This window comes from Rhizobium sp. BT03 (genome assembly GCF_030053155.1).
Taxonomy (GTDB): Bacteria; Pseudomonadota; Alphaproteobacteria; order Rhizobiales; family Rhizobiaceae; genus Rhizobium.
Map to the genome: position 1 here is coordinate 1,139,530 of NZ_CP125640.1, position 21,148 is coordinate 1,160,677.

The window sequence follows — 21,148 nt, forward strand, 5'->3', positions numbered from 1 at the left end:
GGCATAGGGGTTTCGCCGCGTGTCTCGCACTGTGGTAAAAAACGCCGCGAACAACGTCTCGCGGCGCTATCGGGAGGTCAGCAGATGATTGACGCGAAAAAAGCCATAACCAAGTTCCTCGCCGGGGCGGCGCTTGCCTTGCTGACGGGTGTTGCCGCTCCAGCGCTGGCCGCAAGCGAAGTCAAGGCCGTGGTGAACGGCACCGCCATCACCAGCGGCGACGTCGCCAAGCGCCAGGCTTTCCTGCGCCTGCAGCATACCAAGGCCGATGCCAAGGCTGCCGAGGAGCAATTGATCGACGAGGCGCTCAAGCGGCAGGAAGTCTCCCGTGTCCATATGTCGGTCTCGCAGCAGGACGTCGATGCGTCTTTCGCGCGCTTTTCGGCCGGCAACAAGCTTACCGTCGCGCAGATGTCGCAGATTCTCGATCGCGCCGGCGTCGGCGTCGACCATTTCAAGGGTTTCATCGCCGTGCAGATGAGCTGGCCGCGTGTCGTCAACGCGCGCTACGGTTCGACCTCGCGGCTGTCGAACTATGACCTCGTCTCGCGCATGATGCAGAACAACAAGCAGAAGCCGGTGACGACCGAATATATGCTGCAGCAGATCATCTTCGTCATTCCGCAAGCCAAGCGCAACGCGATCACCGGCAAGCGTAAGGGCGAGGCCGAGGCGTCGCGCTCGAAATTTCCGGGCTGCGACCAGGCAAAAGTCTTTGCCGCGACGATGCGCGACGTTTCCGTGCGCGATCTCGGCCGCATGCTCGCCCCGGAAATCCCGCCGGATTGGAAGCCGCTGGTCGAGCAGGCCAAAGGCAATACGACGGGGACCCGCGTCACCGACAAGGGCGTCGAATATCTGGCGATCTGCAGCCAGCGCCAGGTTTCCGACGACCAGGCGGCCGAGATGGTCTTCCGCCAGGAAGATCTCGGCAAGGCCAAGGCCGACAAGGATGCCAGCCCGGAAAACGCAAACAGCAAAAAGTATCTGGATGAACTGCGCAAGAAGGCGCAGATCGCCTATCGTTGACCTGCGATGACGATACCGTTTTCGCGACCGCTTGCGCTGAGCCAGGGCGACCCCGCCGGCATCGGGCCGGATATTACGCTGATGGCCTGGCTGCGGCGGCGTGAACTCGGGCTGCCGCCTTTCTTCCTGATCGGCGATCCCGATGTCTTGGCGTTGCGGGCCCGCCAGCTCAACCTTTCCGTTTCGATCCGCGAGATTGATAATGCCAGCGAGGCTGCCGGTATGTTTGCCGATGCGCTGCCGGTCATGACGGTGCCGGCCGGTATCGAAGTGGTGGCCGGCGAGCCGCATGCGGCAACGGCGAAGGGCACGATCGCGGCGATCGAGAGGGCTGTGTCGCTTGTCATCAGCGGCGAGGCGCTCGCGGTCGTTACCAACCCGATCGCCAAATCCGTGCTCTACGAGGCCGGTTTCCGGTTTCCCGGCCATACCGAATTTCTCGCCGATCTCGCCGCCAGGGCGTCCGGCAGGCCGGTGACGCCTGTCATGATGCTGTCGGGGCCGAAGCTCCGTGCCATTCCCGTCACCATCCACATTCCGGTCCGCGAGGTGCCGCAGGCGCTGACCGGCGACCTGATCGTGGAAACCTGCCGGATCGCCCATGAAGACTTGAGGCGGCGCTTCGGCATCGAGGCGCCGCGGCTCGCCGTTGCCGGCCTCAACCCGCATGCGGGCGAAGACGGGACGATCGGCAGAGAAGACGAGGATGTCATCCGCCCGGCGATCGAGCACCTGCGCGACGAGGGCATCGATGCGATCGGGCCCCTGCCCGCCGACACGATGTTCCATGACGAGGCGCGGGCGCGATACGATGTCGCCGTCTGCATGTATCACGATCAGGCACTGATCCCGGCCAAGGCGCTCGGTTTCGACGACAGCGTCAACGTCACGCTCGGGCTTCCTTTCGTGCGCACCTCGCCCGATCACGGCACCGCTTTCGGCATCGCCGGCAAGGGACTGGCGCGCGAGCAGAGCCTGATTGCGGCGCTGAAGCTCGCCGCCCAGCTCGGCCGCACAGCGGAAAGCCGTCGCTGATGGCAGCACTCGATGGCCTGCCGCCGCTTCGCGACGTCATCCAGCGTCACGGCCTCGATGCGCGCAAGGCGCTCGGGCAGAACTTCCTGCTCGACCTCAACCTGACGCAGAAAATCGCCCGCACGGCGGGCGCGCTCGAAGAGGCGACCGTCTTCGAGGTCGGCCCCGGCCCGGGCGGATTGACGCGGGCAATCCTGGCGCTCGGCGCCAAAAAGGTTATCGCCGTCGAGCGGGATACACGCTGCCTGCCGGCGCTCGCCGAGATCGCCGATCATTATCCCGGCCGGCTGGAGGTGATCGAAGGCGATGCGCTGAAGACCGATTTCGAGGCCTTGGCGCCTGATGGACCGGTCAAGATCATTGCCAACCTGCCCTACAATGTCGGCACGCAGCTTCTGGTCAACTGGCTGCTGCCGAAGGCCTGGCCGCCATTCTGGCAGTCGCTGACGCTGATGTTTCAGAAGGAAGTCGGCGAGCGTATCGTCGCCGGCGAAGACGACGACCATTACGGCCGCCTCGGCGTGCTCTGCGGCTGGCGGACGCAGGCGCGCATGGCCTTCGACGTGCCGCCGCAAGCCTTCACGCCGCCGCCGAAGGTAACCTCGACGGTCGTGCATCTGACGCCGCGCGAAAACCCCATCCCCTGCGCCGTCGGCAATCTGGAAAAAGTAACGCAGGCGGCCTTCGGCCAGCGCCGCAAGATGCTACGTCAAAGCCTCAAACCGCTCGGCGGCGAGCGCCTGCTCGTCAAGGCCGGGATCGATCCGGCACGGCGGGCAGAAACCTTGTCGGTCGAGGAATTCTGCCTGCTTGCGAATTCGCTCTAAAGCGCATCGCGATCAGCTTCGCTCCTTGCGCTTTAGGTCTTCTCGCATGTCGTTGCGGCAAAAGCGCGTCGCGCTTTGCCTGGCAAAAGCGCTGCACACTATTGCGCGACATGCTCTAAAGCGACGGCGTCTCTTCCAGCAGCTCGCGGACGAAATCGAACATGCCATGGCGGCGGTCGCGGCGCAGGCGTTCGGCCTTGACGATCGACTGGACGGCGTCGAAGGCGGCGTTGAGGTCGTCGTTGACGATGACGTAGTCATATTCGCGCCAGTGGGCGATCTCGGCACGGCTGTTGGCGAGGCGCGTCTGGATGACCTCCTCGGAATCCTCGGCGCGGCGGTGCAGCCGCGACTGCAGCTCGGTCATGGTCGGCGGCAGCACGAAGATCGAGACGACGTCGGCCGACATCTTCTCCTGCAATTGCTGGGCGCCCTGCCAGTCGATGTCGAAGAGCATGTCGCGGCCCTCGGCCATGGCCTGCTCGACCGGCTCGCGCGGCGTGCCGTAGAAATTGCCATGCACCTCGGCCCATTCGAGCAGCGCGTCGCTGTCGCGCATCCGCTCGAACTCGCGCACACTCTTGAAGTGGTAATGCACATCCTCGATTTCGCTCGGGCGGCGCTGGCGCGTGGTGACGCTGACGGAGAGCCCGATTTGCCTGTCCTTCTCCAGCAGCGTGCGCGCGATGGTGGATTTGCCGGCGCCCGACGGCGACGAGATAACAAGCATCAGACCGCGGCGGGCGATCTGGACGGGCGAGGATTTCGCCGGATTCATATCCTACTCCAAATTCTGGACCTGCTCGCGGAACTGGTCGATCACGACTTTCAGCTCGATGCCGGCGGCGGTAACTGCCGAGGCATTCGACTTCGAACAGATGGTATTCGATTCGCGGTTAAATTCCTGTGCAAGGAAGTCCAGCCGGCGCCCGGCAGGGCCATCTTTCACCAGGAGATCGCGGGCTGCGGCGATATGCGCCTTCAGGCGATCGATTTCCTCGCGCAGATCCGCCTTGGTCGCCAGCAGTGCGGCTTCGGCATGCAGCCTGTCGCGGTCAAGCGCGGCCAGGCCGTCCATCAGCAAGGCGACCTGCGCGGCAAGCCGCGCGGCGATCTCCTGCGGCGAGCGTGAGGGATCGGCCGCGATCGTCCGCGCCAGGCCTTCGATCGTCGAGACATGGTCGAGAAGAATGCGGGTCAGGGCCGCCCCTTCCTGTTCGCGCATGGCTCGGAGATCGGCAAGTGCTGCCAACAGGCCGGCGGTGATATCGGCGTCACGGGCGGCAAGCGCCTCCTCGCCGTCCTCGCTTTCGCGGAATTCCACGATGCCGCGCACCAGAAGCAGCGTATCGAGCTTCAGCGGCGACGGATCGATGATACCGTCCAATTGCTCGCGCATGGCAAGCACGGCGGCAAGTGCTTGCCTGTTCAGCACTGCCTCGAAGCGGTTCTCGTCGGCGGTGACGGAGAGCGATGCCTGCAGGTTGCCGCGGCTGAAGCTTTCGCCGGCGAGGCGACGGACGTCCGCCTCCATGCGTTCGAGGCCGGGCGGCAGGCGCAGGCGCAGGTCGAGGCCCTTGCCGTTGACCGAGCGCAGTTCCCATGCCCAGCGCCAGCGGCCGCTCGTTCCCTCGCGCCGCGCAAAACCGGTCATGGACTGCAAAGCCATACGAGCCTCCAGAAGCTATCAGTTGATCTTCTTTTTCTTCGGCGGCGTGACGGCAGCGCCGTCATCGGCCGGCTGCTCCTCAGGCTGGCCGTCGACTGCGATATTCGGGTCCGAGCCCTTGTCGGCTTCGAGCTTGCGCCAGCGCTTGACGTTGGCATTGTGCTCCTCGAGCGTCGCCGCGAAAACATGGCCACCGGTGCCGTCGGCGACGAAGTAGAGGTCCTGGGTCTTCCAGGGATTGGCGACGGCCTCAAGCGCATCCTTACCCGGATTGGCGATCGGCGTCGGCGGCAGCCCCTTGATGACATAGGTGTTGTATGGCGTGTCGCGCTTCAGGTCCGACTGGTAGATCGGCCGGTCGGCCGGTTTGCCGTCGCCGCCGAAGAGGCCGTAGATGATCGTCGGATCGGACTGCAGGCGCATGCCTTTGCCCAGCCGGTTCAGGAAAACCGAGGCGACATGGGCGCGTTCGTCGGCAACGCCGGTTTCCTTTTCGACGATCGAGGCGAGCGTGACGAACTCTTCCTTGGATCGCAGCGGCAGCGAGGAGTCGCGCTTGTCCCAAATCTGATCGACGATTTTCTGCTGTGCCGCCGCCATCTGCTGGATGATTTCCGAGCGCTTGGTGCCGCGCGAGAACTTGTAGGTATCCGGGCGCAGGCTGCCCTCTTCAGGCAGCGCGGCCGGCAGGTCGCCTTCCAGTACCTGATCCTCCAGCATGCGGTTGAACATCTGGCGGACCGTCAGGCCCTCGGGGAAGGAAACGGAATAGAGAATGGATTTGCCCGATTTCAGAAGCTCCATGATATCGCTCATCGAGGCCCTGGCCTTGATCTCATACTCACCGGCCTTCAGGCTCTCGCCGGCAGACAGATGCGTCGCCGTGAGATAGCGGAAGATCCGGGCATCGCTGATGATCGCATTGCGCTCGAGGTTCGTGGCGATTTCGGCGAGACCCGCGCCATTGCGGATGATGAAATTGGTGTTGGTCTGCAGCGGACCGGGATTCCGATAGGTCGAGGTGGCGTAGTAGAAGCCGATGACGGCGACGACACAGACCAGCACCGCCATCGTCATGATGAAATTCAGGAAAAGAACGACCTGGCCGCGGGCTTTCTTGGACCGTTTCGGCGGCTCCGGAACGCGCTCCGGACGCAGGGCTTCGCTCGGCGACTTCGGGATGATCGGTCCCTTCTGCGCTTGCCGGCCGTTCTCGCCCTGCGGGGTATCGTTGCTCTGGTTCGTCGTATCGCTCACCGGCAATCCTCTAAAACTTGACCCTCACTTCGCTATTTCGCGAAGCAATGCGGCAAAAGCAGGTTCTGCCGCCGTTCAACGGCGCCGCTGCCGGTCGTTATGCGCCCGCAGGCGCTGCTGCGCAATGCAGAGGAGCGGCCGTCGCGGCGCAAGGGACACTTATTGCGCCGCGCTGGCTGTTATTGCGCGTAGCGGCGCAGGACGAGCGACGCATTCGTGCCGCCGAATCCGAACGAGTTGGACAGCGCCACATTGATTTCCCGCTCGCGCGCCTTGTGCGGGACAAGATCGATCGCCGTCTCGCGTTCGGGATTGTCGAGATTGAGCGTCGGCGGCGCGATATTGTCGCGGATGGCAAGCGTGGTGAAGATCGCCTCGATCGCGCCGGCGGCACCGAGAAGGTGCCCCGTCGCCGACTTGGTCGAGGACATCGAGATCTTCGACGCCGCATTGCCGACCAGCCGCTCGACGGCGCCGAGTTCGATCGTGTCGGCCATGGTCGAAGTGCCGTGGGCGTTGATGTAATCGATATCGGCCGGCGTCAGGCCGGCTCGCTTCAGCGCCATCGCCATGCAGCGGCCGGCGCCCTCACCGTCTTCGGACGGCGCGGTGATGTGATAGGCATCGCCCGACAGGCCGTAGCCGACGATTTCGGCATAGATCCTGGCGCCGCGCGCCTTGGCGTGTTCCAGTTCCTCGAGCACGACGATGCCGGCACCCTCGCCCATGACGAAGCCGTCACGGTCGCGGTCATAGGGGCGCGAGGCCTTCTGCGGGTCGTCGTTGTGCTGGGTCGACAGTGCCTTGCAGGCAGCAAAGCCGGCGAGCGAAATGCGGCTGACGGGAGATTCCGTGCCGCCGGCGACCATGACGTCGGCGTCACCCAGCGCGATCAGCCGTGCGGCATCGCCGATCGCATGCGCGCCCGTCGAGCAGGCGGTGACGACCGAATGATTGGGTCCGCGCAGCTTGTGGCGGATCGAGACCTGGCCGGAGACGAGGTTGATCAGGCGGCCGGGAATGAAGAAGGGGGAGATGCGGCGCGGGCCTTTGTCGCGCAGGGTGTAGCCCGCCTCGACGATGCCTTCGATGCCGCCGATGCCGGAGCCGATCAGCACGCCGGTGGCGATCTGGTCCTCATCGGTCTCGGGATGCCAGCCGGCATCGGCAAGCGCCATCTCGGCGGCGGCCATGCCGTAGATGATGAAGGGATCGACCTTGCGCTGCTCTTTCGGCTCCATCCACTGATCGACATTGAAGGTGCCGTCGGTGCCGTCGCCGATGGGAATACGGCAGGCGATCTTGGCGGGAAGGTCGTCGACCTCGAATTCGGTGACGAGGCGGGCGCCGTTCTGACCGGCCAGCAGCCGCGACCACGTCACCTCTGTTCCGCATCCCAAGGGTGATACCATGCCGGTACCTGTTATGACGACACGTCTCATCGCGTGCTTCCCCCCGTCTTATGTTCTATGGAGAAATATGCCGAAAAGAAAAGGGCGGACTCCAGGCCCGCCCTTTCTCAAACTTACAGGATCAGGCCTGGGCCTTCTCGATAAACTTCACGGCATCGCCGACCGTCAGGATCGAGTCGGCAGCGTCGTCGGGAATTTCAACGCCGAATTCTTCTTCGAAAGCCATGACAAGTTCGACCGTGTCGAGCGAGTCGGCGCCCAGATCGTCGATAAAGCTGGCGCTCTCGACGACCTTGTCGGCATCGACGCCAAGATGATCAATAACAATTTTCTTTACGCGTTCTGCGATATCGCTCATGTCGGTTTCCTCGACTTTATGTCCTGATCGGAATGCCGTTGCGGCACCCTACCCTGTTTCAGCCTGCGATGTTTTCAGACATCCTCGGCAAACTCGTTTACCCGGCTTCAGAGATGTCCCAGGCTTGCAAAAAGCGCGCCGGTCCGTCTGCTTTCTCGGGACGACTGTTGACAGTCATGGCCCGCTTAACATGCTTTAGGTCTGCCGCAAAGCGAGAAAATCAACGGTTCGTGATTGCTCAACATGCTATTGGCGGAAATACTCGCATGCCGGCGGTTTGTCGTTTCAGATCATCGCCATGCCGCCGTTTACGTGCAGCGTCTGACCCGTCATATAGGCGGCCTCGGAGGATGCAAGATAAGCGACCGCCGAAGCGACCTCCCCGCCCGTGCCCATGCGCTTCATCGGGATCGCCCCCATGATCGCTTCCTTCTGCTTGTCGTTCAGCTTGCCGGTCATGGCGCTTTCGATGAAGCCGGGCGCGACGCAGTTGACCGTCACGTTGCGGGTGGCGATTTCCTGCGCCAGCGACTTGGTGAAGCCGATCATGCCGGCCTTGGAGGCGCAGTAGTTGGCCTGGCCCGGATTGCCGGTGACGCCGACGACGGAGGTGATGTTGATGATGCGGCCATAACGGCGGCGCATCATCGGATGCGTCAATTCGCGCGTCAGGCGGAAAGTCGACGTCAGGTTCACTTCGAGAACGGCGTCCCAATCTTCGTCGCTCATGCGCACGAAGAGGCCATCCTTGGTGATGCCGGCATTGTTGACGAGGATATCGACGCCTTCGAGTTCGGCTTCGGCCTTCTGGCCGAGCGCCTTGACTTCATCGCGGTCGGAGAGGTTTGCCGGAAAGATCTTGACGCGCTCGCCGAGGTCGGCCGCCAGCGCTTCCAGCTTCTCGACGCGGGTGCCATGCAGGCCGACGATGGCGCCCTGCTTATGCAGAAGGCGGGCGATTTCCTCGCCGATACCGCCCGATGCGCCGGTGACGAGAGCCTTGCGGCCGGAAAGATCGAACATGGAAACGTTCCTTATATCTCTGGAAATACCAATCAGGCCATGAGGGCGGCAACAGTCGCGTCGATATCCGCCGGACCGTTGACGGAGATGCCGCTGACTGTCTTGTCGATGCGCCGCGCAAGGCCGGTCAGCACCTTGCCGGAACCGAGTTCATAAAGCGTCGTGACGCCGTTGCCGGCGAACCATTCCACCGTCTCGCGCCAGCGGACCTGACCTGTCACCTGCTCGACGAGCAAGCTGGCGATCTCATCGGCACCCGTCACCGGGGCGGCGCGGACATTGGCGATGAGAGGCACGACCGGATCGGACTTGGCGACCGTCGCCAGCGCCGCGCGCATGGCCTCGGCGGCGGGAGCCATCAGCTTGGAATGGAAGGGAGCGGAGACCGGCAGCAGGATGGCGCGCTTGGCGCCCTTGTCGGTCGCAAGGCCGGCAGCCTTTTCGACGGCCGCCTTCTCGCCCGAGATGACGATCTGGCCGCCGCCATTGTCGTTGGCGATCTGGCAGGCGCCGGTCGCCGCAGCCTCTTCGCAGACGGCGACGACGTCGGCATGTTCGAGCCCGATGATCGCCGCCATGGCGCCGACGCCGACGGGGACGGCCGCCTGCATGGCATTGCCGCGGATGCGTAACAGCCGAGCCGTGTCAGCGAGCGAAAAGGTGCCCGCCGCGCAAAGGGCCGAATATTCGCCGAGCGAGTGACCGGCGACATAGGCAACCTTGGACTTCAGATCCAGCCCCTTGGCCTCAAGAATGCGGATGACGGCGATCGAGACGGCCATCAGCGCCGGCTGGGCGTTCGCCGTCAGGGTCAACGTATCCTCGGGACCGTTGAACATGACGTCCGAAAGCTTTTCACCGAGCGCCTCATCGACCTCGTCGAAAACGGCGCGGGCTTCGGCGAAATTCTCGGCCAAGTCCTTGCCCATGCCGACGGCCTGACTGCCCTGACCGGGAAAAGTGAAAGCAATGGTCATTCTCGTGTCCCTGGCTCATGCCCCTGATTGCGCGCGCCCCGCGAGGCGTTTTGCCTCCAATTGACATTCTTTCCGGCAGAGTCAAGTGGCGGCTCTTTCTCCGCAAAGCCTTTCGCACCGGCGCAAAAGCCAGGTCTTTGCTCTTGCGCTCGGCCAAATCCGGCCTAGATTTGCCCGGTCCTCCCCAAGGCTTCAGCTCTCTCCCAAGGTTTTCTCATGAAGTATAATTCACTCGGCCGCACCGACATTTCCGTTTCAGAAATCTGCCTTGGCACCATGACCTGGGGTTCGCAGAACAGCGAAACCGACGCCCATGCACAGATGGATTACGCCGTCGAAAAGGGCGTCAATTTCTTCGATACCGCCGAACTCTACCCGACCACCCCGGTTTCGCCTGAAACACAGGGCTGGACCGAAGACTATATCGGCAGCTGGTTCGAAAAATCAGGCAAACGCGGGGATATCGTGCTCGCCACCAAGGTCGCCGGCCGCGGCCGCGACTATATACGCGGCGGCGAAGGCGCCGACGCAAAGAATATCCGGCTGGCGCTCGAGGCCAGCCTGGCGCGGCTGAAGACGGACTATGTCGACCTCTACCAGATCCACTGGCCGAACCGCGGCCATTTCCATTTCCGTCAGAACTGGAGCTACGATCCCTTTACCCAGGATCGCGACAAGGCCGTCGCCAATATGCTCGACATCCTGGAAACGCTCGGGGCACTGGTGAAGGAAGGCAAGATCCGGGCGATCGGCCTTTCCAACGAAACCACCTGGGGCATCCAGAAATACCTGACGCTGTCAGAACAGAAGAGCCTGCCGCGGGTCGCCAGCGTCCAGAACGAATACAACCTGCTCTACCGCCATTTCGATCTCGATCTCGCCGAGCTTTCCCATCATGAGGATGTCGGGCTGCTCGCCTATTCGCCGCTCGCCGGCGGCATCCTGACCGGCAAATATGTCGGTGGCGCCAGGCCGAAGGGCTCGCGCGGCTCGATCAACCACGATATCGGCGGCCGCCTGCAGCCGCTGCAGGAACCGGCGACCAAGGCCTATCTGGAGATCGCCGCCAGATACGGTCTCGACCCGGCGGCCATGGCGCTCGCCTTCTGCCTGTCGAGACCCTTCATGGCCTCGGCCATCATCGGCGCAACCTCGATGGAGCAGTTGAAAGTCGACATCGGCGCGGCCGACCTGACGCTTTCGGCCGAGGCACTGGCGGAGATCGCCAAGGTGCATCGGCAGTATCCACTGCCGCTGTAAAAATCACTCCACTCTCCTTGACCGTGCAATGCCGGATGTTACGCTTCGGCTCGGCAAGAGGGGATGGAATGTCGATTATTGGTAAGGGGATAGGAGCCGTCGTTCTAGCGATAGCCGGCTCCGCTTTAGCGGTGGATCCGACGGGAACTACGTCCGGCGTTGCGACCAAAGCATTGGGAATCGCTGCCGGGCTTGCCGGTGATATCGCCGGCAACGAAGCTCACGCTGCCTACACCGCTTTTGGTGACCGTTACGCGGCCGCACTCTTCAGGCGCCATCCAGAGATTGACCGCAATCACCATATTATAATGGCGCTGCGACTTTCGCACCTCGACGCGACCGAAACGATCCTTGCACGTTTCGACGAAGCAGGCCGCAACGATTTCAACGATATGCGGCAGGTCGAAGCTGAGCGCGTCTCAGCGTTGCTATGGTCCTATCTGAAGGAAGCGCGGAAGTTCAACAGCGACGGTGCGGCATCCGCGGAAGAAAAAAACATTCTCAGCATCCTGCCCACAGCCTATGAAACCGCTCTCGCCGCTCGAAGCGGTGCTGCGCCTGATGCGGCCACTGTCCGCAAAGAACTGGAAGATAACGTGCTCAGGGAATTGTCCGTCGAGATCGGCGACACCTTACCCGCCCTATTAATGGCCGCTTTCCACGGTGGTACGAACGGAAATGACGGCTGGCACGATCTTTTCGTCCGGGCGGCCTCGGGAAGATTAAAGGACAACGAGGCATTCAAGGCGATATGGAATGCGGAGCAACTGGCGCGGATCGGCGCCATTCTGGATTCTGTCGATAAGAAGATAGGCCGGGTCCTCGACGGACAAACTACAGCAGAAAGAGAGGCCGAACGACGCCACAATGAGCAGATGGAGATGCAGGCGCGGATTCTCGATTTCGTGTCAGAGGAAAAGGGCATCCCTGTAAAAGAATTGGAACCTGTTCTCGCGCGGTTGATTGGTCATTCCGATGTACCCCGGGACAAGATCGCCCGGGTGCTCGCCGATGCAGTGGATGACCTTCTTGCCCGCTCCCGGACACTGGCGATCATTCACAATGATCATCCCGAAATCGATCGCGCCATTAACGCCGCACGCAAGAAGCTGGAAACCCTGGATATCGAAGGTGCACTCGCAACCGTGCGCGAAGCGCAGAGGAAGCAAGCCTTGCAACGGCGCGATCAGGACAAGGAAGATGCGAGACTTTTCCTCGAAGAAGCAGATATACTTATGCCTCTTTACGATCACGGCGGCGTAGTTGCAGCTTTACAACAAGCGCTGATGCTCGATCCCGACCTAATATGGCGATGGGATCAACTTGGCGACGAACTGCGAAAAACGGGCCAGCGTTTGAACGCGGTTGCTGCATTTGAAGCGGCCTTGGAGGCTGCGTTTAAGGTAGGAGACGAACGTGCAATTGGTGTTTTGTACGAGAGGATCGGCGACATGTGCCGGGCGGAAGGCGATGCCAAAGGGGCTCTTCAAGCCTACCGAAACGGTCTCAATATCGCAAAGGCACTTGCCGAGCGCGATCCCAGCAACGCAGAATGGCAGCGAGATCTCTCCATTTGTTATGACAATATTGGCAACATCCGCCGGGCCGAGGGCGACGCCAAGGGCGCTCTTCAAGCCTATCGGAACGCTCTCGATATCGCAAAGGCACTTGCCGAACGCGACCCCGGCAATGCCCAATGGCAGCGAGATCTTTCTGTCAGCTATGACAAGATCGGCGACATCCGTCGGACCGAAGCCGACGCCAAGGGCGCTCTGCAAGCCTATCAGGACAGCCTCAACATTCGAAAAACACTTGCCGAACGCGATCCCGGCAATGCCCAATGGCAGCGGGATCTTTCCTTCAGCTACAACAAGATCGGCAACATCCGTCAGGCCGACGGTAACGCCCAGGGCGCTCTGCAAGCCTATCAGGACAGCCTCGACATTCGAAAAACACTTGCCGAACACGATCCCGGCAACGCCGAATGGCAGCGCGATCTTTCCATCAGCTATGACAATATCGGCGGCATGCGTCGGGCCGAAGGCGACGCAAAGGGCACTCTTCAGGCCTATCAGGACAGCATCGATATCGCAAAGGCGCTTGCCGAACGCGATCCCGGTAATGCCGAATGGCAGCACGATCTTTCCATCAGCTATGACAGGATCGGCGACATGCGTCGGGCCGAAGGCGACGCCAAGGGCGCTCTTCAGGCCTATCAGGACAGCATCGACATTCGAAAAACGCTTATCGAGCGCGATCCCGACAATGTCGAATGGCAGCGCGGTATGATCACGAGCTTGGTGAAGTTAGCTGAATGCGAACCGGAGAATGCATCGACGCACTATGCAATGGCATTGAAAATAGCGCTGACTCTGAGCATCTCGGGCAAGCTTGCACCGACCGAGGCCTGGATTCCGGATGATTTGGCTCAACGATTAGAGGCAACCCACACAAGCAGCTAGGCATCTCTTGCGAATTTCCCTTCCAACTCTTGCCTTTCCCCGAAAAATCCGTATAAGCCGCGCTGTTCGTTAACCCGGTCTTCTGGCTGGTGGCTGAACGGAGGGCCGGTTTCCTCGGAAATCGTTCGGAACGGAAGCGTTCCAGCCTCCCGTGTCTCCGCTCTCGACCGTCTCGAAAAACGCTTTCTTGCCTGGGTCCGCCCAATCAGGAGCAGTCGTTGAGGCTTAGCCGCCGAATATCGGGTTGAACCAAACGCAAGAAAGGCAAAGCTGTCATGGCTCTTTATGAACATGTATTCCTTGCCCGGCAGGATATTTCCGCTCAGCAGGTCGATGCCCTCGTAGAACAGTACAAGGGTGTGATCGAAGCTAACGGCGGTAAAGTCGGGCGTATCGAGAACTGGGGCCTCAAGTCCCTCACCTACCGCATCAAGAAGAACCGCAAGGCGCACTACGCCCTGATGGACATCGATGCACCGGCTGCTGCCGTCCAGGAAATGGAACGTCAGATGCGCATCAGCGAAGACGTTCTTCGCTACATGACGATCGCCGTCGAGAAGCATGAAGAAGGTCCGTCTGCCATGATGCAGAAGCGCGACCGCGACGACCGTCCGCGTGAAGGCGGCCGTGGCCCGCGTGAAGGCGGCTTCGGCGATCGTGACCGTGGCCCCCGTCCGCCGCGTGAAGGTGGCTTCGGCGACCGCGAAGACCGTCCGCGCCGTCCGCGCGAAGACCGTGCATAAGGGAGATCCAAGATATGTCTGAAACTTCCTCCGCTCCGGTCCGCCGCCCGTTCCATCGCCGCCGCAAGACCTGCCCGTTCTCCGGCGCCAACGCGCCGCGGATCGACTACAAGGACGTACGTCTGCTGCAGCGCTACATTTCCGAGCGCGGCAAGATCGTTCCGTCGCGCATCACGGCCGTTTCCCAGAAGAAGCAGCGCGAACTCGCCCAGGCGATCAAGCGCGCCCGTTTCCTCGGCCTGCTGCCCTACGTCGTAGCCTGATAGAATATGCGACCCCCGGATTGCAGATCCGGGGGTTGCCTCCCTTCCGCGATGGGCGTGGATCGGAACTCTAAAAACCCATGTTGAGACGTTTCTGAATTCGATTCAGCAACATCCTCTAACTGCTTGATGAAGCAGGACAGCGACCTTGAACCGACCTGACCTTAAAACGCTGCTGATCGGCGCACTCGCCGGATTGACCGCCTTCCTGCTGATGCTGGGCGCGAGCATGCAGCCGTCGTTTTTCAGCGCGCTGCTCTATACGGCCTCGGCGCTTCCGATTCTGATCGTCGGGCTCGGATGGGGCAATGCCGCGGCAATCGCCGCCGTCGTCACGGCAGCAGCGCTCGGCGCGGCCATCATATCCCCCTCTTTCGCGCTGATCATGACGCTGGTGACGCTCTTGCCGGCCGGCTGGCTCAGCCATCTCGCCAATCTCGCGCGGCCCGCTTCCGAACTCGGCGGCCCGGACCATCTGCTTGCCTGGTATCCGCTCTCCGATATCCTGCTGCATCTCTGCGGCCTGGTGACGCTCGCCGTCATCGTCATCGGCGTGATGATCGGCTATGGGCCTGCGATCACCGATCAGATCGTCGACCTGCTGATCGCCTCGGTCAAGGAACAGCAGCCGGAATTCATGCCCGATCCGGCGGCGACCGCGCAGACCAAATCGCTGATCGTGCTGATGCTGCCGGCCGTGCAGGGCGGTATGTGGGTCTCCATGCTGTTTGCCGCCTATTATATCGCCGTGCGCATCGTCGCAGCGTCCGGCCGCGGCCTTCGCCCGCGCGAGGACATCCCCTCGTCGCTGCGCATGAACCGCAACTCGATCTTCATCTTCCTCGCCGGGCTTGCCGCCTGCTTCTTCGGCGGCGTGCCGGCGCTGATCGGCGCGACGGTGATCGGCACCTTCGGCGCCGGCTTCATGCTGTCCGGTTTCGCCTCGCTGCATTTCCGCACGCGCGGCAAGGACTGGCGCCTGCCGGCCCTCATCCTCAGCTACCTGGCCTCGATGCTCATGCTGCTGCCAGCTTTCCTCATCCTCGTCCTCGGTCTCAGCGATACCCGCAAGGCGATCGCGCTGACCCCGACGAAAGATGCTGATGCCCCCAAACAATCCGACACGAAAATCTGAGACACAGAAAGGTAAAAAAATGGAAGTCATCCTTCTCGAACGCATCTCCAAGCTCGGCCAGATGGGCGAAACCGTAAAGGTTCGCGACGGCTTTGCCCGTAACTACCTGCTGCCGCTCGGCAAGGCGCTGCGCGCCAACGCCGCCAACAAGACCCGCTTCGAAGCCGAGCGTGCGACGCTCGAAGCCCGCAACCTCGAGCGCAAGTCGGAAGCCCAGAAGGTCGCCGACGTTCTCGACGGCAAGTCGTTCATCGTCGTGCGCTCCGCCGGCGAAACCGGCCAGCTCTACGGCTCGGTCGCTGCCCGTGACGTCGTCGAAATTCTCGCCGCCGAAGGCTTCAACATCGGCCGCAACCAGGTTCACCTCAACACGCCGATCAAGGCGATCGGCCTGCACAAGGTCGAGCTGCAGCTGCATGCCGAAGTCGAAATCCACGTCGAGCTGAACGTTGCCCGTTCCGCCGAAGAGGCAGAGCGCCAGGCCAAGGGTGAAGAACTCACCTCGGTCGACGCCATCTACGGTGTCGACGAAGACGCCCTGCGTCCTGAGGATTTCTTCGATCCGGAAGCCGACGGCGTCGACGAAGACGAAGCATAATATCGCCGGAGCGATCCGCGTGAGGGAAGCCCGGCCATCGCGCCGGGCTTTTTCGTTGGGGATGGTCGGGATGTTTTTGCTGCGTGCCCTATGGCATCGCGCTAAAATAGCATTCTCCGAAACGGATGGGCTGAGTCGGCGCCATGCCGTGTCGTCCGGGTGACACTGCCAGTATTTCTCCTGTGTGTCGCCCGGGACTGTGGAGAAGTCGAACAACGTGCACAGCGTTCAGGATTTCAGCGAAGCGGGCGCCTGCTCCTTTCGCAGCCTCTTGATTTTCGCGTCCGGAATTGCAAATCCGGAGCTGGAAAAAGACAGAACGGATGATGATGAACGACGCCGCTCGAAAGATTGCAGCTGTTGCTCCCTCTGAGCAGCATTATCGCGAAGCACCCAACAATATCGAAGCCGAGCAGGCGCTTCTGGGTGCCATCCTGATGAACAACGACGCCTATTACCGGGTGTCGGACTTCCTGAAGCCGATCCATCTCTATGAACCGCTGCACCGGAAGATCTTCGAGGTTGCCGGCGACATCATCCGCATGGGCAAGATCGCCAATCCGGTGACGATCAAGACCTTCCTGAAGGCCGACGAGAAGGTCGGCGACATGACGGTTTCGCAATATCTGGCGAGCCTCGTCAGCAATGCCGTCACCGTCATCAATGCCGAGGACTACGGCCGGGCGATCTACGACCTGGCGCTGCGCCGGGCGCTGATCACCATCGGCGAGGATGTCGTCAACATCGCCTATGACGCGCCGCTCGACATGCCGCCGCAGTCGCAGATCGAGGATACCGAACGCCGCCTCTTCGAACTGGCGGAAAACGGCCGCTACGACGGCGGCTTCCAGGCCTTCAACGATGCGGTTGCGCTGGCAATCGACATGGCGGCCGTCGCCAAGGAACGCGATGGCGGTCTTTCCGGCATTTCCACCGGCATCCATTCGCTGGATTCCAAGATGGGCGGCCTGCAGCGTTCGGACTTGATCGTCCTTGCCGGACGCCCCGGCATGGGCAAGACCTCGCTCGCGACCAATATCGCCTACAATATCGCCGCCGCCTACGAAGGCGAAGTCCAGCCGGACGGCAGCATGAAGGCGAAGAATGGCGGCGTCGTCGGCTTCTATTCGCTCGAAATGTCGTCGGAACAGCTTGCCACCCGTATCATCTCCGAGCAGACGGAAGTCTCCTCCTCGAAGATCCGCCGCGGCGACATCAACGATGCCGATTTCGAAAAGCTCGTCGCCTGCTCGATGATGATGCAGAAGGTGCCGCTCTATATCGACCAGACCGGCGGCATCTCGATCGCCCAGCTTTCGGCGCGCGCGCGCCGTCTCAAGCGTCAGCGCGGCCTCGACGTGCTGGTGGTCGACTACATCCAGCTGATGACCGGCTCGGGAAAATCAAGCGACAACCGCGTGCAGGAAATCACCCAGATCACCACCGGCCTGAAGGCACTGGGCAAGGAGCTCAACGTTCCGATCATCGCCCTGTCGCAGCTCTCGCGTCAGGTCGAAAGCCGCGACGACAAGCGGCCGCAGCTTTCCGACCTTCGCGAATCTGGCTCGATCGAGCAGGACGCCGACGTCGTACTCTTCGTGTTCCGCGAGGAATATTACGTCAAGAACCAGGAGCCGCGGGATATCAACGATCCGAAATATCCGGAATGGGAAGCGTTGTTCGACAAGGTGAAGGGCACGGCCGATGTCATCATCGCCAAGCAGCGTCACGGGCCGACAGGCACGGTGAAGCTCGCCTTCCAGTCGGAATTCACCCGTTTTGCCGATCTCGCCGATCCTTCCTTCATACATTACGAGGAACATTGACGCGGTTTCCCGCGTCAATGTTCGTTTAAAGCCCGGTGGCCCGCAACAGGGCAACCGTTGCGACGCCGATCACGACGCTCACGAGCATCGGCAGACGGCGCGCGGCGATTGCCGTTACCGCGCAGGCGAGCGTCTCCGCCCAACCCGCCGCAAAGGCGGTCGGGGCGATGACCGCCATCAGCACGGCCGGCGGAATGGCCTCGATCGCCGTTCTCCGCCGCTCATTCATCTCGACATGACGGAGCAACAGGAGGCCGCTGACGCGGGTGAACACCGTTGCGACGGCCATGGCGAGGATGGCGATCATGATGTTGAGATCGAGCGTCATGCCGCCTGCTCCCGCGCCCTGCCCTGCCAGAGGGCAGTTGCCAGCCCGGCCAGAGCGCCGGCGGCGATATACCAGACCCCCGGCACGAAGTGGTGGACCGCAACGGATGCGGCGGCACTTGCCGCAAGGACGGCGCCGGTTTCCGGCCCCTTCCAGAAACCCATGACGAGCACGATGAAGACCGCCGGAAAAGCGAAGTCGAGGCCGATGACCGCTGGATTGCCGAGGAAGGCGCCGAGCAGTGCGCCCGCCAGCGAAGAGCCGACCCAGGTAAGGTAAAAGGGCGTGACGATGCCGGCATACCAGGCCGGTGTCAGCCGCGTGGCTCCAGCCCGGAATTCCGCCATGGCCCACAGCTCGTCTGCGAGGAAGAGCATGGCGATATACCGTTTGACGCCGGAGAAGGACTGCATCTTCGTGCCGATCGACGCGCTCATCAGCACGTGGCGGATATTGACCAGCAGGGCTGCAAAGCCGACGCCGATCCAGCTTGCCGGATGGGTCCAGATGTCCATGGCCACGAATTGCGAACCGCCCGCAAAGACAAGCGCGCTCATCAGCGTCGTTTCCAATGGGGAAAGCCCCTTGGTGGCCGCGACCGCGCCGAACACCAGGCCGATCGGCAACACGGCGACAACGAGCGGAAAAATGGCGCGCATTCCGTCAAGAAATTCGCCGGATGGCCGGCTGTGCTGCAACATGGCAACCTCCCGATTAAGATCGCGGAGGATTAGCCCAGCCCGTCATGGCCGTATTGAACGAAAGTGATCAGCCCGTGCGGAACTGGCCGGGCGTTACGCCCGTGCGTGCCTTGAAGTGCCGGGTGAAATGCGCCTGATCGGCAAAACCGCATTCGAGCGCAATATCGGCCGGCATGCCCCCCTGCCGCAGCAGCCGACGGGCCACCTGCACACGCCGATCCGTCAGAAAAGCGTGCGGGGTGATGTGATATTCCTTGCGGAAGGCGCGGATGAGATGAGCGCGGCTCAAGCCCGCCACTCCGGCCAGTTCATCGAGGCCGACATCGCTGTCGAAGTTCTCGATGAGGTATTCGCGGGCACGCGCCACCGCGCTTCGTTCCTGCGTATCGACAGGAACGATGATTGCGCTGCCGTGACGCGCAAAGATCGCTGCCAGCACCGAAAACATTCCCTCATCGGATTCCAGCGCACCTGCCCCGCTCTCAAGCGTTCGATGGGCGGCGTGAAAGGCATTGGCGAGCTGTGGATCGCGTGGAAGCCCACCGGAGAACGAGGGCGTCGCATGGAAGGCTTTGCCGGTGACATCCTCCAGAATATCGACGAACAGTTTCATGTCGGGATAGATCATCCGGTAGCGGTAGCCCTCGCCGCCCGGGGCGCCGTCATGGATGACACCGGGATCGATGAGATAAAGGTCGCCCGGGCCGGTTTCCTCCCGCCTGCCGCTGAGAGTGGCGATCTGGCTGCCGCTTTCTATCGCGCCGATGCTGAACGTGTCATGGGCATGCGGCGCATATTCGTGCGTCAGGAAGGTGGCGGTCAAACACTCCATGCCGCGGAAGCGGCTATCCCGCCAGAAGCGGGCCGATTCCACGTTCGCAAGCGGCATGGCCTCCGCCGCCTCTTTTTGCGATACGTTCTGCATCCACCAAGATTATCGTGGAAGCCTGCACGCGTCTTGAACAAAAGTGATCATACGACAGGCAAAGGGTGGTATTTGACCGCCTGTGCTTTCCCTTGGCCATAATGCTCTCTAGACTGGCCCAGGCGATTTTCTCCCATTAGTTCACGGCGATTCATGACAGATTTTCCCATCCCCTTTGAAGATGACGATCTTTTCGCTTCCGCCGGCCTGCGGCTGACCGTCGATCTGACTGCGCTGACGGAGAACTGGCGGGATATGGCGCGCCGCTCCGGTGGCGCGCGCGCCGCAGCCGTCGTCAAGGCGGATGCCTATGGCATGGGCATCGAGGATGCCGGCGAAGCGCTCTATATGGCAGGCGCCCGGGATTTCTTCGTTGCCACAGTCGATGAGGGCGTCACGCTTCGCCTTTATGCGCCCGAGGCGCGCATCTTTGTGCTCTCAGGCATATGGCCGGGCACCGAGCGGCGCTTCTTCGAAAACGATCTGGTGCCGGTGATTTCCTCCGACGAGCAGCTCGCCTTCTGGATGGCGGTGCTTGCCGATTACGGCGATTACCCCTGCGCGCTGCATGTCGATACCGGCTTCAACCGGCTCGGACTGCACATGGACGATGCGATTGCGCTGGCCGACGACGTTTCGCGGCCGGCGAGCTTTGCACCGGTGCTTGTGATGAGCCATCTCGCCTGCGGCGACGAGCCCAGTCATGCGATGAACCGGCAGCAGCTCGAATCATTCCACAGGGTTAGCGCCGCTTATGAAGGCATCGATTCAAGCCTTGCCGCCTCGGCCGGCATTTTCCTCGGCGAGGATTATCACTTCGACCTGACCCGTCCCGGCATCGCGCTTTATGGCGGCGAAGCGGTCTGCGGCCTGGCCAATCCGATGCGGCCTGTGGCAACCGCGGAAGCGCGCATCATCCAGGTGCGCAGCGTCGAGGCCGGCGAGACCGTCAGCTATGGGCGGGCGCTGCAGCTTCGCCGCAAAAGCCGGCTGGCGATCGCTTCGGCCGGCTATGCCGACGGTTACATGCGCGGCCTGTCGAGCGGCGGCGTGCCGCTGCGCCAGGCCGTGCCGCAGGGCGGGCAAGGCTTTATTGCCGGGCACAAGGTGCCGGTCGCCGGCCGGATCACCATGGATCTGACGATCTTCGATATCACCGACCTTCCCGACAACGCCGTGCGCGCCGGCGATTATGTCGAGCTGTTCGGAAAGAACATGCCCCTGGACGAGGTGGCGCGGGCGGCGGGCACGATCGGATACGAGATCCTGACCAGCATGGGGCTGCGCCACGAACGGCGCTATGTCGCCGACGAGGAGTAG

At 62.1% G+C, this 21,148-nt stretch carries 21 protein-coding genes; 11 read left to right on the plus strand and 10 right to left on the minus strand.

The window, feature by feature from the left end; all coding sequences use genetic code 11:
* The first annotated feature begins 84 nt into the window (after nt 1–84).
* From QMO80_RS05625 to rsmA, 3 genes are read left to right on the plus strand one after another with little or no spacing between them, the layout of a single operon-like run.
* A complete protein-coding gene (locus tag QMO80_RS05625; protein ID WP_283199201.1) occupies nt 85–1,029 on the plus strand; it encodes a peptidylprolyl isomerase in 945 nt (314 codons plus the stop codon).
* A gap of 6 nt (nt 1,030–1,035) precedes the next feature.
* On the plus strand, nt 1,036–2,064 hold the full coding sequence (pdxA, locus tag QMO80_RS05630) for a 4-hydroxythreonine-4-phosphate dehydrogenase PdxA (RefSeq protein WP_283199202.1): 1,029 nt from the start codon (nt 1,036–1,038) through the stop codon (nt 2,062–2,064).
* Nucleotides 2,064–2,891 (plus strand): 16S rRNA (adenine(1518)-N(6)/adenine(1519)-N(6))-dimethyltransferase RsmA, encoded by an 828-nt coding sequence (gene rsmA / locus QMO80_RS05635; RefSeq protein ID WP_283199203.1) that lies wholly within the window; start codon nt 2,064–2,066, stop codon nt 2,889–2,891. The genes pdxA and rsmA overlap by 1 nt, the downstream gene beginning before the upstream one ends.
* Before the next feature lie 115 nt (nt 2,892–3,006).
* On the opposite strand, the gene gmk is transcribed toward rsmA, so the two are convergent.
* From gmk to fabD, 7 genes are all read right to left on the minus strand, one after another.
* The gene (gene gmk / locus QMO80_RS05640) at nt 3,007–3,669 is read right to left on the minus strand and encodes a guanylate kinase (protein WP_003587504.1); all 663 of its coding nucleotides are present in this window, start codon (nt 3,667–3,669) and stop codon (nt 3,007–3,009) included.
* Between the two features lie 3 nt (nt 3,670–3,672).
* Complete coding sequence (locus QMO80_RS05645; RefSeq protein WP_283199204.1) at nt 3,673–4,560, minus strand: YicC/YloC family endoribonuclease; 888 nt, start codon at nt 4,558–4,560, stop codon at nt 3,673–3,675.
* An 18-nt stretch (nt 4,561–4,578) separates the two neighbouring features.
* Entirely contained in the window at nt 4,579–5,817 is a 1,239-nt protein-coding gene (gene mltG / locus QMO80_RS05650; protein ID WP_283199205.1) for an endolytic transglycosylase MltG, read from the minus strand.
* A 179-nt stretch (nt 5,818–5,996) separates the two neighbouring features.
* Nucleotides 5,997–7,259: a beta-ketoacyl-ACP synthase II gene (fabF, locus tag QMO80_RS05655; RefSeq protein WP_283199206.1), complete on the minus strand. Its 1,263-nt coding sequence runs from the start codon at nt 7,257–7,259 to the stop codon at nt 5,997–5,999.
* Nucleotides 7,260–7,350: 91 nt separating this feature from the next.
* The gene (locus QMO80_RS05660) at nt 7,351–7,587 is read right to left on the minus strand and encodes an acyl carrier protein (RefSeq protein WP_003547058.1); all 237 of its coding nucleotides are present in this window, start codon (nt 7,585–7,587) and stop codon (nt 7,351–7,353) included.
* A 285-nt stretch (nt 7,588–7,872) separates the two neighbouring features.
* On the minus strand, nt 7,873–8,610 hold the full coding sequence (gene fabG / locus QMO80_RS05665; RefSeq protein WP_003578339.1) for a 3-oxoacyl-[acyl-carrier-protein] reductase: 738 nt from the start codon (nt 8,608–8,610) through the stop codon (nt 7,873–7,875).
* A gap of 32 nt (nt 8,611–8,642) precedes the next feature.
* Nucleotides 8,643–9,587 (minus strand): ACP S-malonyltransferase, encoded by a 945-nt coding sequence (gene fabD, locus QMO80_RS05670; protein WP_283199207.1) that lies wholly within the window; start codon nt 9,585–9,587, stop codon nt 8,643–8,645.
* A 216-nt stretch (nt 9,588–9,803) separates the two neighbouring features.
* Between fabD and QMO80_RS05675 the strand changes: the two genes are divergently transcribed.
* From QMO80_RS05675 to QMO80_RS05705, 7 genes are all read left to right on the plus strand, one after another.
* A complete protein-coding gene (locus QMO80_RS05675; RefSeq protein WP_283199208.1) occupies nt 9,804–10,847 on the plus strand; it encodes an aldo/keto reductase in 1,044 nt (347 codons plus the stop codon).
* A 68-nt stretch (nt 10,848–10,915) separates the two neighbouring features.
* Nucleotides 10,916–13,309: a tetratricopeptide repeat protein gene (locus QMO80_RS05680; protein ID WP_283199209.1), complete on the plus strand. Its 2,394-nt coding sequence runs from the start codon at nt 10,916–10,918 to the stop codon at nt 13,307–13,309.
* Nucleotides 13,310–13,584: 275 nt separating this feature from the next.
* The gene (gene rpsF, locus QMO80_RS05685) at nt 13,585–14,052 is read left to right on the plus strand and encodes a 30S ribosomal protein S6 (RefSeq protein WP_085736761.1); all 468 of its coding nucleotides are present in this window, start codon (nt 13,585–13,587) and stop codon (nt 14,050–14,052) included.
* 14 nt (nt 14,053–14,066) lie between these two features.
* A complete protein-coding gene (gene rpsR, locus QMO80_RS05690; RefSeq protein WP_003547038.1) occupies nt 14,067–14,315 on the plus strand; it encodes a 30S ribosomal protein S18 in 249 nt (82 codons plus the stop codon).
* A 148-nt stretch (nt 14,316–14,463) separates the two neighbouring features.
* Nucleotides 14,464–15,450, plus strand: a complete 987-nt coding sequence (locus tag QMO80_RS05695; protein ID WP_283199210.1) for a DUF2232 domain-containing protein — start codon at nt 14,464–14,466, stop codon at nt 15,448–15,450.
* Nucleotides 15,451–15,469: 19 nt separating this feature from the next.
* Nucleotides 15,470–16,048 carry a 50S ribosomal protein L9 gene (gene rplI / locus QMO80_RS05700; protein ID WP_049733920.1) on the plus strand — a complete coding sequence of 193 codons (579 nt, stop codon included), beginning with the start codon at nt 15,470–15,472 and terminating at the stop codon, nt 16,046–16,048.
* A gap of 329 nt (nt 16,049–16,377) precedes the next feature.
* A complete protein-coding gene (locus QMO80_RS05705; RefSeq protein WP_283200119.1) occupies nt 16,378–17,874 on the plus strand; it encodes a replicative DNA helicase in 1,497 nt (498 codons plus the stop codon).
* Between the two features lie 25 nt (nt 17,875–17,899).
* On the opposite strand, the gene QMO80_RS05710 is transcribed toward QMO80_RS05705, so the two are convergent.
* From QMO80_RS05710 to QMO80_RS05720, 3 genes are all read right to left on the minus strand, one after another.
* Nucleotides 17,900–18,202, minus strand: a complete 303-nt coding sequence (locus QMO80_RS05710; protein ID WP_283199211.1) for an AzlD family protein — start codon at nt 18,200–18,202, stop codon at nt 17,900–17,902.
* A complete protein-coding gene (locus QMO80_RS05715) occupies nt 18,199–18,903 on the minus strand; it encodes an AzlC family ABC transporter permease (RefSeq protein ID WP_283199212.1) in 705 nt (234 codons plus the stop codon). The genes QMO80_RS05710 and QMO80_RS05715 overlap by 4 nt, the downstream gene beginning before the upstream one ends.
* Before the next feature lie 67 nt (nt 18,904–18,970).
* Nucleotides 18,971–19,792, minus strand: coding sequence for an AraC family transcriptional regulator (locus QMO80_RS05720; protein ID WP_283199213.1), 822 nt, complete (start codon nt 19,790–19,792; stop codon nt 18,971–18,973).
* A 189-nt stretch (nt 19,793–19,981) separates the two neighbouring features.
* Between QMO80_RS05720 and alr the strand changes: the two genes are divergently transcribed.
* A complete protein-coding gene (gene alr, locus QMO80_RS05725; RefSeq protein ID WP_283199214.1) occupies nt 19,982–21,148 on the plus strand; it encodes an alanine racemase in 1,167 nt (388 codons plus the stop codon).